We start from the raw sequence: 14,854 nt of genomic DNA, 5'->3' as shown, positions 1-14,854 counted from the left end.
CTTCTATAACATTTAACCCAAGCTTTTAAAGTCGTAAGAATAGATGTAAATGGTTATTTAGATATCTCTTCAATGTACTCCTGAAGTTTATTTTCAGCATTATCCTTACCAAATAGAATTTGGCAGACTTCATGTAAACCAGGATCTGAAAGAATATCTTCTTTTCTTACAACCAGTGAAATTTTAGAACGTCGACGTAAAAAATCACTGAGTTTAGTTATCATTTCCCGCTCAGCAGCGTGTTCAATTTCCACACGTAAGTACTCCGAATTCTTAATAAGGAGTTCGCCTTTTTCAGGTGCTTCACGAATTTTTTCTAGCATGTTAATCGCATTTCTGCCGTAACGTCTCCAAAACCGCTTACTAAGTACCTCTGTAGATGTTTTAGGTGTTAAACCATCCAAATTCATTAATTTTGCACGATGCATGAACTCATTTTTAACGGTGTCGTCAGGTTCACCGTACCATTTGTAATCTTCATAAGGTAACTTAATACCTAATCCAGTGACTAAATCAGCCACTTCATCGCCTACATTAATACAATCTGTTAGTTTTCCGCCAAAGATAGAAAGATATTTTTGATCACTATTTGTATCTATAGCGTGCTTGCGCGATAATTGCACCCAGTCAGCCTTACCATTACCGTCTTTTTTAATTGCTAATGGTCTAACTCCACAGCGCTCGGCTATAATATCACTTTTTGTAATTGGCTTTTCTAACTCTAATAATTTGTTAGCATTATCAAGCACAAAGTTTCGATCCTCATCAGTCACTTGTGAGTGCGGACTATGAACTTGTGTATCGGTTGTACCAATACACGTTTTTGGGCCCATGGGGATCACAAAAAACAACCGACCATCATCTGCAAAAAACGTCAGTACTTTGTTACTGTTAGTTACCTTATCAACAATAAGGTGAATACCTTTTGAAAATACATGGTGATGTGCTGTGGTTTGACTATTTGTATTGTTAATAGGATCAACAAATGGGCCTGCTGCGTTAATAATAACTTTAGAGCGGATAGTAAACTTCTCTTTAGACATCTCGTCTACTGCATTTGTAGTCCAAATATCATTAGAGCGAGTAGAGCCCTGCGAACTTACGTAGTTAGCGGCAATACACCCATGGCTCATACTAGAGCGAATAAAATTGAAAACAAAACGAGCATCGTTATCCAATAAAAAGCTGTCTGAATATTCAAATCCAGCCTCTACATTTTTTGTGTTAATGACTGGCTCTGATGATTTTATTTTTTTTGCATTGAGGTATCTAGGAGATTTAGTAAAAAAACGTCCCATAAACCAATAGAGAATAGTACCTAAATAAACAAAGAATGCCGGAAATCTAAAGCCTTTTTGGATACTTGTAAAAAAGCGAATTTCTTTAACAGTAGAAGGATAGCTACGCATTAAATGGTTTCTACTTTTACAAAGTTTATTAACCAAATTATATTCATGACTTTCTAAATATTTTATGCCACCCCAAGCTAAATTTGATGAGTTTGAACTAGTGAAACCGGCAAAATCACCTTTGTCTATCAAGGCAACTCTAGCGCCCTTAGCGGCTAAAGCGGCAGCAGATACAGCACCGTTAATACCCCCTCCAATAATCAAAACATCATAAATATCTTGGGGAAGTTTTTTAATATTGTTGTCTCTAAGTTGACTCATTTGTTGAATTACCTATTTTAATATCAAGCTATTTAGACCAGCTCAATTAAATTTAAAGTATTAATGTCCTAAACGGTATTTATCGTGCTATCAAAACTTATACTAGGCATGCAGGTAAGTAAGTATACGAGTAATAATAAAAATACTTTCGATATTTTTATTATTTAACTCAAGATTTGTTACCCAACATTTAAGTACTTGACACAAGTAAGCCTTCAAACGAAATCAAAAATTAATTGATCTGATTAACAAGGATGACCAAGCTACTGCAGATAACTATTGTATTTTAAGACTCTGAATAGCTATAAAAGTACGAAGTTATTATTTACTTCGGTTTTCTTTTTATTAAAAATAACATTTAATAACGAACATTTGCAAACATTAAAGTACATAAATGAAAATTAGTCTAGCTATATCAAACCCACCGTAAAGCAATAAAAAACTTAGGAGTTTAATTTTTTCCGCTATAGTTTTTTGACACCCCATTAAATCAATAGTTACTACGGCGTTTTGATATCCGATAAATCAAGCAAGGCTGGGCCAGTTGGAGGTATATTGTTAGCTATCTTTATTTTTCTTGATACAACAGCTATTGCCGGCTGAAAAGCGCTTGTTATATCGATTGTATGTCTCTTTGGTTTCTTATTATTAAAGCCACAAATAGTTTTACCATCTATGGCTATAACGCCAACGTTTGTTGCTATATGTGCAGCCTGTGTCCAACGTATAAAATTTTGTTGTAATATCTATCCTATTAAAAGCATGATCATTTTATCTTCTTAAATAACTCTCTACGTTAAAAATTATTAATAGCTGACAGAATAGGGGCAGGAGGGGGAGCAATACAGGAAAATGCAGAGAGCAATTGGAGATAACAACTCTATGTCATAATTTTTCTTTGTTATCGCGCTATTTCCTCAGCGCTATAATAGATCACTAATTTAATACAATAGGTATGACTTTTCAGATGATATAGGTGAATAGTACCATCTATAGTGTTGTGAACTGGAAGACTACTTTCAAATGAGACATATTTTTCAAGCAAATCAATCTCATTATTAGCAACGTATTCAATGTTTTTCATCCATCTTCGGTGCAGATCACACCTACAACGAGAATGAATAAGATAGCATGAAGCTTATATTCGACTTTAGATTGCAGTTGTTCGTCGGATATTATTGAAAAATGTTCATCAAAAATTAATTGTATGGGACTTCTATTTATAAGAAACCTATTCGATCATGCTGTAGCTAAAATGGAAAGCTCATGATTTCCCCATGATGAGGGAAAATCTATTTAACTGTTATGTTAAGCTTTTACCGAGCGATATGCAGTTCGACATCGTGCTCATTGAGTAAAGTAAGTATACTTTCGGGTGGCTGAGCATCGGTAATAAAGTTATCTGCCTGTGAGATATTACCTAATTTTACCATCGCATACCGACCGAATTTAGAGTGATCTGCAGCAAGTAAAACTTTACGTGAATTTTCAATGATTGCCTGGGCTACGCGCACTTCACGATAGTCAAAATCAAGTAACGCACCATTTTCTTCTATGCCACTAATACCTATAATGCCAAAATCCATACGAAATTGTTTAATAAAATCCTCTGTGGTCTCACCAATAATCCCGCCATCTCTGTGCCTAACTTCTCCACCTGCGATAAGTACAGAAAAATCTTTCTTAACACCTAATATAGCCGCAACATTAAGATTATTAGTTACAACTTTCAAATTTTCATGACCAAGAAGTGCTTTCGCGATTGTTTCTGTTGTAGTGCCTATGTTTATAAATAAGGAAGAGCCATTAGGTATCATACTAACTACATGCTGTGCTATTTTTTGTTTAGCTTCTAAGTCCATGATTTTTCTAGTTTGATATGCTGTATTCTGAATGCTTGAAATGGCACTAGCGCCGCCATGATGACGTCTCAATTTATTTAAATTAGCAAGATAAGCCAGATCTCGTCTTATTGTTTGTGGTGTAACTTCATAATGACTTACTAGTACTTCAATAGAAATTGAATCTCTTTCTTTTAATAATTTTAGTATGGATTCGTGTCTTTGGTCTTGAGTCATTTTTTTCGCATTTTAAATTTAGTTAATAGTAAATTATAGGTTAAGAGCTAACAAATGAAAATCACATATAAATAATTATATATTAAAGTTGTATTTTTGTTGTATGTAGCAATTAATCCATGTAATAGTACAAAAACGAAAATAACCGAAAGTAAAAGTGAAAAAATAATGAATAACTATATCCTTTCAATTGATCAAGGTACGACAAGTTCTAGAAGTGTGCTATTTGATTTAAATGGTAATATTGCATACCTAGAACAACAAGAATTTGACCAGCACTTTCCAAAAGATGGTTATGTAGAACATAAACCAGAAGATATTTGGGCTTCTGTACAGCAAACAATGACAGCTGTAATGAAACACCTAGACCCTCAACACGATAAGGTTATTGCCATTGGTATTACTAACCAACGTGAAACGACAATAGTATGGGATAAAATTACTGGTGAGCCCGTTTATAACGCGATTGTATGGCAAGATAGACGTACGTCAGAGTTATGTAATGATTTAAGGGCCGCAGAAAAAGAAGAGTTAATTAGAAAAAAAACCGGCCTTTTAATAGACCCATATTTTTCTGCAACTAAAATAAATTGGATTTTAGAAAATTGTCCCGATGCTAGAGAAAAAGCAGAAAAAGGCGATTTAATCTTCGGTACTGTCGACACTTATTTATTGTGGAAATTGACAGGCGGAAAAGAGCACCGCACAGACGCAACGAATGCTTCGCGAACTATGCTCTTTAATATTCATACCCAAGAATGGGACGTGGAATTACTTGAACTTCTGAATGTGCCAATAGAGATGTTACCAGAAGTAATGGATTCATCAGATGATTTTGGTGTAACAGATGAACGCTATTTAGGTTACGAAGTACCTATTCTTGCAATGGCAGGAGACCAACAGGCAGCGTTATTTGGGCAAACTTGTTTTCAACCAGGAATGGCTAAAAGTACCTATGGTACAGGATGCTTTATGATGGTTAACACTGGCGATAAAGTACTTGAATCTGAAAATAGACTTCTCAGTACAGTAGCTTATAGATTAAATGGGAAACCAACTTATGCGCTAGAGGGGAGTATTTTTATTGCAGGTGCTGCAATTCAATGGCTTAGAGACGGTCTACAATTAATCCAAAAAGCTGAAGAAACAGAGTCACTTGCATGCAATACCTCACTAGATCACGGTATATATATGGTACCCGCTTTTACAGGATTAGGTGCTCCTTATTGGGATTCTAATGCGCGAGGTGCAATTTTTGGCTTAACCCGAGATACGGGTATAAAAGAGATCGTAACAGCTGGATTACAATCAGTTTGTTTTCAAACTAAAGACCTTCAAAAGTCAATGGAAGCTGATGGCGTAAGACCACAGGTACTAAGAGTTGATGGCGGTATGGTAATAAATGGCTGGCTTATGCAATTTTTGTCTGATGTTTTAGGAGCCGAAGTTGACCGTTCGACCATAAGTGAAACTACTGCTTTGGGTGTAGCTTACTTAGCAGGTTTAAAAGCGGGTGTATTCCCATCACTTGAATCATTAGCGACTAACTGGAATTGCGATAAACGATTTGTTCCTAACATGACTAAATCAAAACGTGATGAATTATATGCCGGATGGTGTAATGCGGTAAAAAAAGTACAAAGCGAATAATAAGCCGCTTAACTATAAAACCATAGCAACATATCTATTAAGGTTTATTAGTGGAGACTATTTTTATGATACCACTACATACTCCAAGCGTAAAAATAAATAAGTTGATACTTATCTTATGGTAATTTTCAGCTGTAAAAAAGTTTCAAAATATTCATGGTTTATACTTATGCAATAGATATCATTATTGAGGGTGGTTTTATGTTTATAATTAATAAGGAATATTAAAATGTCACCTTTCTTAGCTGAAATACTAGGAACTGCACTGCTTATTTTAATTGGGGGCGGGGTTGTAGCCAATGACATACTAAAGAAAACACTAGGCCATGGCGGCGGTTGGATGACGATTACCACTGCTTGGGGACTTGGTGTTTTTATCGGCGTGGTTGTTGCCGGTCCCTATAGTGGAGCACACCTTAACCCTGCAGTAACAATAGGCTTAGCCGTAGCTGGATCATTTCCATGGTCCGAAGTTCCAAGTTATATTTTAGCGGAATTTATTGGCGCGATGGTTGGCGCTTCGTTAGTTTATGCAGTTTATAAAGATCATTTCGATGCCACTGACGATCCCACCTTAAAACGAGCTGTTTTCTGTACATCTCCAGCTATACCAAATACGTTTAGAAATATACTTAGTGAAATAATAGGGACCTTCGTTTTATTAATTTGTGTTTTTTACTTCTCTTCAGCTGAAATTGACGATGGCTCTGGCGTAAAAATAGGCTTAGGTTCAATAGGCGCTATACCTGTTGCTTTTGTTGTTTGGGGTATTGGACTTTCTCTGGGTGGGACTACTGGATATGCAATAAATCCAGCTCGAGATTTAGGCCCGCGAATTGTACATTCTTTATTACCAATAAAAGGTAAAATTGATAGTAACTGGGGTTACTCATGGATCCCGGTAGTTGGTCCAATAATAGGGAGTGTTTTAGCAGCTTTATTATATATATTAGTTAAATAATTGAAATATAGTTATTTAATTTTACTAAAAAATGATTATACACAGACTACTTTTCTGAACACACAAAAGAAAAATATAATTTATATAAGCAATATAGTTAAATAAAAAAGGGCGTGTAGCCCTTTTTTATTTAAAGCTAAGGCTATTACCAATACAAAAATATAAATAAAAAAGTATAAAAAATTTATATATCGCGACGGCGGAATTATCGATTACCACTTTGACTTAAAAATTAATAACCCAGGACTTATTTTATATCCGCATTTTAATAGTGAGCCAAAAGCAGGGTGGTTCGATAAAAATTTAAAACGTAAAGTATCACCACTTAATTACGATAATGTGGTAATGATCACTCCATCAAAAGAATTTATAGTAAGCTTACCTTACGGAAAAATCCCAGACAGAAACGACTTTACCGATCTTGATGCAGATACACGCATTAAATATTGGAATACCGTTTTTAGTGAGACTGAAAAGTTGGCTGAGGCGTTTGATGAAAAATTAAATAATGAAAGTTTCGATTCAAAGCCATATTAGTAATTTAATAGCTGACTATTGTAAAGTTAATATAATAGTTAGAGGCATAATAAATCTATAAATAGATATATTTATAGATAAAAAGGTAATCATATAATAAAGTTACGGTAATATTAAAAGTGAAAACAATTCATGGACTTGAAACATAAAAAATTATTTTATATATGAATCAAAAATAGGGAATAAGATGGAATCAACACATAAGATTACTAGTATAGAAAAATTTAATAAAATTAGATTAGAGTTTATATTTAAGAATAGTAAAAATAAAATTTTTAACTTTAGAAAAAAAAATCATCTAGTACAAGGTGAACCTTTTGAGTACGGCTTCAAAATAACAAACATAGGAGATGAGTTGTTCTCTGGAGCTCTTCTAAGCAAATTTAAAATTACTCTTTGTTCAATGAACATGGTTGTAAGCTCAAATAAAAAGCCCAATATTAAACAGCTAAATCCTAATGAAAGTACAGAGATCTATTTTGACGTAGTTACAATGGCTATCTCTGGTCCAATATGGATAGAAGCTGAGTTTGAAGCAAAGGATAAAGAAGTAACCATTTATACATATCAATATGATGTAAATCATAAAAATGATGAGAAATATGACGTTCCTAATAAGTGGGCAATGAATGATTTTGTCCAAGGAAGACTTGAATTATTACAAACAAATACTAATATACAGATTTTAATTTTAACAATAATCACTGTTCTTGAAGCTATTTTTGGGCTTGAGAATATTATAAAAAAAACATTTAGTATTCTAGGTTGTATTTTTAAAGGCATATCAGATTTTTTCTTATATCTATCATGATGTAGGGCTTCACCTACAAAGGCTTAACTTTCTGTCCTTTCAGATATTTCACCAATAATAAGAAGTAATTGATCCTGTAAATCAAGTAAATATAAATCTTGGGTTTTATGGTTTTTACTTAAGAGTTTTGTACATAGATTGGATTTTCTAGCAGACCATTTCTAGCGTTGTACTAACTGAACATGAACATCAGAGGGTTTTACCTTTCCCCAAAGGTAGACATTGTTTGTGCAATAGCTATTGCCCATAAATTACGTTATGTTAAATTGAATGGATTTTAATAAAGCGAGCGTGATTATACAAACCAGCTCGCTTTTAGGAGAGTAATTTGGTGGTTAATTAAGCTCTGAATCAACCCAAAACTTAGTTCCTTTTAATACAGCTTGTAGTGCAAGGCCATTTTCGGTTACAGAATATACAGTAACTTGATCTGCAATCGCTTCGGCAACCAGTGCACCGCCTTTATCTTCATATTTTGCTGCTGCATCAGCGTTTCCGCCAAATGCCCAACCATGTTCAATAAATCTGTTTAATGCAGCTTGGTTATGAAAAACCATTACAACGTTAAAATCTTTAACGCCTAAGCCAAGTCCTAAACCGGCTTCGCCCATATTCATGTAAGTCGATTTACCTGTGAGATTATTTCTAACAACACCGTAACCACCGCCAAAGCTAGCAAGCACTACATTTACATTCGCATTATCGAATACAGCATAACCAGCAGAGTTAGCAATTTGTTTTTTAACATCAGGTTTTTCAGCGTATAATTTATCCAATGTGTTTGCTTTCATACTTTGTACAAGTGAACGTTTTTCGCTTGGTGATGCACTACCTGTAGTAGCACACCCAGTTAACGCAACTGTTAAAGCAAGTACGCTTAGTATAATTAGTTTTTTCATAATGTTTTCCTTAATAAGATATAGCAACCAACAACCATAGAATAATCACGGTATTAAAATAATTAGAACTTTACTATGTCCAATACTAGACAGTATCGGACTTTAACGTTATTCTGTAAGTCTATTATTTAATTGAATATTTATACATTATGCTTGTTGCTTTGGTTGATACGTTAAAACAATTAAGATATCAAATTGCCCATCTAGATGACGGTACTCTCAATTCAGAATACCCAGAACTTGCATCCTTTATACAGGAAATTGGCTTGACTGTAACTGAATCAAAAGCTGATCTGACATTCTTGTATCAGTTTTTATATGTTTATGGCCGAAAGTCAGAAGCCACTTATAGTCGTTTTCGAAATGAGCTTGAACGCTTTTATTTATGGTCATGGTTAATCGCAGAAAAATCAGTATTCGATTTAAAACGTGAAGATATTGAAGCTTACGTTGATTTTATGGTCGAACCCGATAAAGCATGGGCTGCAACTTCAGTGCAATGGCGTTATAAAGATGAACGAGGAATTCGTCGTTTAAACCAAAACTGGCGCCCTTTTATGCTTAAAGAATCCATTGCTAGTCAGCAAACTTTATCGTCTATGTTTACTGCTCTAAATGTATTTTATAAGTTTGCCTTATTAGAAGAAAAAACATTTGCTAACTTTGTCCCTGTTGTTAAAAAAAATAGTCCGTACTTAGTTGTTCAATCACAAATTCAAATTCCAGACACATTAAGCGATATTCAATGGGAATACGTTTTTGGTGTAACGCGTGATTTATGCGAACATAACCCTGATTTAGAGCGAAACTTATTTACGCTTGCCTGCTTAAAAGGTCTTTATTTACGAATTTCAGAATTATCTGAGCGCCCACAATGGTCGCCGGTGATGTCTCATTTTTGGCAAGATAATGATGGTTTTTGGTTTTTACGGATAATGGGAAAAGGTAATAAATTACGAGATGTAACCTTAAGCGATGATTTTGTTGAATATTTAAAACGTTATAGACTATACAGAGGTTTACCTGCCCTTCCCCGTGTTGATGAATCAGATCCTTTAGTTCATAAAATTCGCGGGCAAGGTGGTATGACCGTAAGGCAAATTAGGCGTTTAGTTCAACAAAGTTTTGATTATGCACAGCAATCATTACTTGATGATGGTTTTAAAGATGATGCTGAACAACTTGGCGCTGCAACTGCACATTGGCTTCGTCATACTGGTGCCACACATGATGCGCAAACCAGACCGCTTAAACATTTATCGGAAGATTTAGGCCATTCTAAAATTGCGACTACCGATCAAATTTATATTCAAACAAATATTAAAGAGCGAGCAAAGTCAGGACTTAAAAGGAAAATTTAATGGAGTATTTAGTAATAGCATTTATAGGCGGATTATTTTTAATTTATTCTTTAACACTTCGCCAGTTAGAAAAAACAGAAGTAACAGGCCCAATGTTTTTTGTTGTTGGCGGAATATGTTTAGCTTTAATGCTACCCAACGAAGGGGATAAAATAAAAGAAGGTGTTGATCTTTTATTACCATTTATAGAGCTTACGCTAAGTATATTTTTATTTTCTGATGCAGCTAAATCAAAGCTAAGTGTATTAAGGCATAGTTTTCAGTATCCTAGTTTACTATTGTTTGTTGCCCTACCCTTAACTTTGTTACTTGGTATTGCTGTTGCTTTATTTTTCTTTGCTGAGCTTTCACTTATTCAAGCGGCGTTGCTCGCTATTATTTTAACACCTACCGATGCAGCATTAAGTAAAGGGTTACTAGCAAGTACACAAGTGCCTGAAAAAATACGCGAAGGAATAAATACTGAAAGTGGTTTGAACGATGGATTATGCGTACCCATTTTTTTAATATTTATATTACTTGCTAAAAATCCTGATTCAGCAATTACTGCAACACAAACATTAAGTGTGTTTGGACGAGAGCTTGGCTTGGCTTTATTAATAGCTATTACAAGTATTGCTGTTTTCATACCGAGTTTAAACTTTGCAATGAAACGTCATTACTTTGCACAAAATACCAGTCCATTTTTATTACTCGGTTTTGCAATGGCTGTATTTTCTGTCACTCAGTATTTTCATGGCAGTGGTTTTATTGCGGTGTTTATTGCAGGCTTATTATTTGATAAATTTTCGACCGAAGAAGTTAGAACAGAATTAATTGAAGACTCAGAGCACATAGCAGATTTCACATCGTTAATGATTTGGTGCTTGTTCGGGTTTGTTTGTGCTTACTTAGTTATTCCTAAATTAAATACTGAAATTATAATTTACGCTTTGTTAAGTACAACATTGATTAGAATAATTCCAGTTATGCTGTCTCTGCAGTTTACGGCATTGAGTATTAAAGAGCGTTTTACATTTGCGTGGTTTGGGCCAAGAGGATTAGCATCAATTGTTTTTACATTGATGGTGATAGATACGCAAATAGAAAACAAATATCAAATAGCGACAATAGCAATGACGACTATTCTGTTTAGTGTATTTATACATGGTATTAGCACTAAACCTATTGCTGATAGTTTTGTTAAAAAATAATTATTTAAACTAGGTAAATTAAGAATACGTATTAAAAAAGGCGTAACGGTTATTTTCATCACTGATGAAGTTAATCGTTACGCCTTTTTGTATTTAATAAATAATTTACTAAATTTGTATTTAGATAAAACTATTTAAGTACCTCTTATATAAGTGATCTTATTTAAGTACTCTTATTTTATAAAGTTATTTAAGAACCTGTGCTAGTAATTCAATTGGGTGTTTTGGTTTAAACTTTTCAAAACGTTTAACTTGGCTACGACAAGAAAAGCCCGTAGATAAAAGTTGCTCAGATTTATTTTTATCTACAATTGGTTTCCAGCTCATTTCGTAAAGCGCACGTGAGTTATCTTGATTTTGTGCTTCGTGGCCGTAAGTTCCCGCCATTCCACAACAACCTGTATTTGTTGTTTTTAATGTTAAACCAATATCATTGAAAATTGTTTGCCATACATTTGCTGCTTTTGGCAGCGCAGTTGTTTCAGTACAATGACTCAGTAATGTAAATTCGGTATCTGTATTTTGCTTTGCGCTTAGTGATTTAAACGATTGTGTTTCTAGCCATTCATGAGCAAGCTGCACATTAAATTCGCCACGGTTATTTTCTAAAATTGTATTATATTCATCGCGATAACACATAACGAGTGACGCATCTAAACCGACTAACGGTGCATTAATATCATTTAATTTATTTAAAAACTCGGCTGCATTTTTAGCTGTAACTTTAAATTCATGTAAAAAACCTTTTACGTGTTGCGGTTTACCATTTGGTTTAAAAGGTAATAGCATTGGTTTTTTGCCAAGTTGGGTTATTAAAGTAATAAAACTTTCTACTAATTCCGCTTCGTAAAAGCTCGTAAATGGGTCTTGTACTATTAATACATACTCACTTTGTTGCTCTGCATTTAATTTATTTAATAAATCAAAATCAAATTTTTGTGTTTTAGTAACACGCTTTGAAAGTGCAGGAATACTCAACTGTGGTGTATCAACATAGCCAACCGTTTTTTTAATAACATTACTAACTAATGATGTTTTAACAATTGGATTTATAACTTTAGCGAACTTTGCCATTAATGGCGCGCTATTTTCTATGTTACCAACAAGGTAATCTTTTAGCGGACGTGCATAATAACTATGATAATAATTTAAAAAGCGCGAACGAAAAGTGGGTACATCTACTTTAATTGGGCATGCTGTTGTACATGCCTTACATGCTAAACATTCATCCATTGACGCTTTTACTTCGTGAGAAAAGTCGTAAATACCTTTTCGTTTTTCGCGGCTATGAACAAAACGTTCCCACCAGGTAATGACTTCACCTTTGTTAAGTTGCTTTTCTACTTCGAGCAAATCTACATTTTTTGACTCTTGTAGACGAAGCCATTCGCGCATTAAACTTGCGCGTCCTTTTGGTGAATTACGGCGATCGCCAGTTACTTTATACGATGGACACATAGGTGAATTTTCATCGTAATTAAAGCATATGCCATTACCATTACAGGTCATTGCGTTGTTAAAACTGGTTTTGACTTCTATTGATATTTGCTTATCGAAGTGCGATCTCTTTTGTCCATCTACACTAACTAGTGAGTCTTCACTATCGATAGGAGTGCATATTTTACCGGGGTTAATACGGTTGTTAGGATCGAAAGCTGTTTTTATTTTACGAAGTTGTGTATATAAATGCTCACCAAAAAATTCAGGACTATATTCACTTCGGTAACCTTTACCGTGCTCGCCCCACATTAAACCGCCGTACTTAGCGGTTAGTTTTACGACCTGATCTGAAATAGTTCTAAGTAGTTTTTCTTGTTCTGGGTCACACATATCAAGTGCTGGGCGTACGTGTAAAACGCCCGCATCAACATGGCCAAACATACCGTACTGTAAATTATGACTGTCGAGTAATGCTCTAAATTCGACAATATAATCTGCTAAATTTTCAGGCGGTACAGCGGTGTCTTCTGCAAAGGCGAGAGGTTTTTGGCTGCCTTTTACATTACCTAATAAACCCACTGACTTTTTACGCATTGCGTAAATTTTTAGTATATCGCTTTTATCACTGGTTAACTGATAACCAATAACGCCATTAGTTTGATTTTTTACGCATTCGTCTAGAAGCTTACAAAGCGTGTCTACTTTGTCTTTTATATCATCGTTTGATACTGCATTAAACTCGACCATGTTAAGGCCTTGCATATCTTTATTTGGTACGTCGGTTATTAAGTCCGATACTAAATTCCAAATGATATCTTCACGCGCCAAGTTTAAAACTTTGCTATCAACGGTTTCTACCGAGGTCGCGCGTGCATCGACTAAAAATGGTGAATGGCGAAGTGCTGAGTCAAAACTATCGTACTTAATATTAATAAGCGTTTTAAATTCAGCAATAGGCGTTAGGTTTAATTTTGCTTCAGTTACTATACCTAATGAGCCTTCTGAACCCGTTATTAGTCGGCTCATGTCAAAAGTAAGTAAGTCATCACTTAGCACATGCTCTAGGTCGTAGCCGGTTAAAAAACGATTTAACCGTGGAAACTTAGCTAAAATAGCAGCGCGTTCATTAACTGAAATATCTAAAACTGTTTTATATAAACTACCAATTAATGAGTCTTGATTAGCTATAATTTGTGCTTTGTCGATGTCTATTGGGGAGGTACACATAGGTGTGCCATCAACTAAATAAGTTGTTAGCCCTAAAACATGATCGCTCGTTTTACCGTAAACTAACGAGCCTTGCCCCGATGCGTCAGTACTTATCATGCCACCAATAGTTGCCCTGTTACTGGTAGATAAATCGGGTGAGAAGAAAAAGCCATAAGGTTTTAAAAAGTCATTAAGTTGATCTTTTATTACGCCGGTTTGAACGCGTACCCAGCCTTCTTCTACATTTATTTCGAGGATTTCGCGCATATAGCGAGACAAATCTACAACAATACCAGGTGTTAACGATTGTCCGTTAGTGCCTGTTCCACCGCCACGAGGACCAAAAGTTAATGATAAAAACGGGTCGCGAGATGCTGTTTGCAGTGCGAGCTGAATATCTTTTTCATTTTTTGGAAAAATAACACCTTGCGGTATTTGCTGATACACACTGTTATCGGTTGAAGCGGTAATACGCGTTGCATAACTTGCGTCGGTGTCTCCGATAAAACCTTGGTTTGCAATGGTATTTAGGTAGTTTGCGACAAGTTCTGTCGCGGCATCTTGTTGTGTAATTGTTGCTATCATGACGGCGATATTTTAGGGCATTTGACTAATTATATCATGGTGATGGCGAATAGAAATTGAAGATTTTACAGTTTGTAACACTCTTTTAGTCGATTTTAATGCAGCTTAAATTATACTCAAGTTAACAAGTAATAAGGTGTATTATATGAAAAAATTACTATTACAGATCAGTGGCGTGTTATTTATTTTGCTAGGATTATTTTTTGCGATTGTAGCTAGGGCGTGTTGACCTTTGGTTGTTGAATTTGCAGCAGTTTAGGCAAGGCAGAGCCTATGTAGTGTGGTTACTCCCCATAAATAGGCGATAACGCAGCATAAATACCAAACATGCGCTGCCCAATGGGTTCTTTCTAAGGACGAGTAACTCTTTGTTGCCTACATGGATGTCATAGGTAAGATCTTAAGAAATTGAGTTGAAGCTCAATTCATGATCAAATGGTTGTTACCACACAAACCACAG

Annotated in this window: 9 protein-coding genes and 1 pseudogene; 6 read left to right on the top strand and 4 right to left on the bottom strand. The window is 34.9% G+C overall.

Features of this window, described 5'->3' with window-relative positions:
* Nucleotides 1-53: 53 nt before the first annotated feature.
* Both I6E85_RS17255 and I6E85_RS17250 read right to left on the bottom strand, forming a co-directional pair.
* Nucleotides 54-1,670, bottom strand: a complete 1,617-nt coding sequence (locus I6E85_RS17255; protein WP_024605636.1) for a glycerol-3-phosphate dehydrogenase/oxidase — start codon at nt 1,668-1,670, stop codon at nt 54-56.
* Nucleotides 1,671-2,986: 1,316 nt separating this feature from the next.
* On the bottom strand, nt 2,987-3,748 hold the full coding sequence (locus I6E85_RS17250; RefSeq protein ID WP_024591024.1) for a DeoR/GlpR family transcriptional regulator: 762 nt from the start codon (nt 3,746-3,748) through the stop codon (nt 2,987-2,989).
* Between the two features lie 168 nt (nt 3,749-3,916).
* Here I6E85_RS17250 and glpK point away from each other — a divergent pair, with 168 nt between their 5' ends.
* The 4 genes and pseudogenes from glpK (at nt 3,917) to I6E85_RS17230 (ending at nt 7,707) form a co-directional block, all read left to right on the top strand.
* On the top strand, nt 3,917-5,398 hold the full coding sequence (glpK, locus tag I6E85_RS17245) for a glycerol kinase GlpK (protein WP_024591023.1): 1,482 nt from the start codon (nt 3,917-3,919) through the stop codon (nt 5,396-5,398).
* 229 nt (nt 5,399-5,627) lie between these two features.
* Entirely contained in the window at nt 5,628-6,359 is a 732-nt protein-coding gene (locus tag I6E85_RS17240; protein ID WP_024591022.1) for an MIP/aquaporin family protein, read from the top strand.
* 186 nt (nt 6,360-6,545) lie between these two features.
* Nucleotides 6,546-6,896 (top strand): annotated as a pseudogene (locus I6E85_RS17235) (patatin-like phospholipase family protein); the annotation flags it as partial.
* 187 nt (nt 6,897-7,083) lie between these two features.
* Complete coding sequence (locus I6E85_RS17230; protein WP_024591020.1) at nt 7,084-7,707, top strand: hypothetical protein; 624 nt, start codon at nt 7,084-7,086, stop codon at nt 7,705-7,707.
* Between the two features lie 335 nt (nt 7,708-8,042).
* Here the strand turns inward: I6E85_RS17230 and I6E85_RS17225 are convergent, their stop codons facing one another.
* Nucleotides 8,043-8,606, bottom strand: coding sequence for a YSC84-related protein (locus tag I6E85_RS17225; RefSeq protein ID WP_007583197.1), 564 nt, complete (start codon nt 8,604-8,606; stop codon nt 8,043-8,045).
* A 149-nt stretch (nt 8,607-8,755) separates the two neighbouring features.
* On the opposite strand from I6E85_RS17225, the gene I6E85_RS17220 reads away from it, so the two are divergent.
* Nucleotides 8,756-9,967, top strand: a complete 1,212-nt coding sequence (locus tag I6E85_RS17220) for a tyrosine-type recombinase/integrase (RefSeq protein ID WP_024590795.1) — start codon at nt 8,756-8,758, stop codon at nt 9,965-9,967.
* Nucleotides 9,967-11,160: a sodium:proton antiporter gene (locus tag I6E85_RS17215; protein ID WP_024590794.1), complete on the top strand. Its 1,194-nt coding sequence runs from the start codon at nt 9,967-9,969 to the stop codon at nt 11,158-11,160. The genes I6E85_RS17220 and I6E85_RS17215 overlap by 1 nt, the downstream gene beginning before the upstream one ends.
* A 186-nt stretch (nt 11,161-11,346) precedes the next feature.
* On the opposite strand, the gene I6E85_RS17210 is transcribed toward I6E85_RS17215, so the two are convergent.
* The gene (locus I6E85_RS17210; protein WP_024590793.1) at nt 11,347-14,394 is read right to left on the bottom strand and encodes an FAD-binding and (Fe-S)-binding domain-containing protein; all 3,048 of its coding nucleotides are present in this window, start codon (nt 14,392-14,394) and stop codon (nt 11,347-11,349) included.
* Nucleotides 14,395-14,854 lie beyond the last annotated feature (460 nt).

The sequence above is a fragment of the Pseudoalteromonas sp. NZS71 genome (genome assembly GCF_015864715.1).
Lineage (GTDB): Bacteria > Pseudomonadota > Gammaproteobacteria > Enterobacterales > Alteromonadaceae > Pseudoalteromonas > Pseudoalteromonas arctica.
Note: the sequence above shows the minus strand (reverse complement) of the source record. Positions and strands in the feature narration are given on the sequence as shown.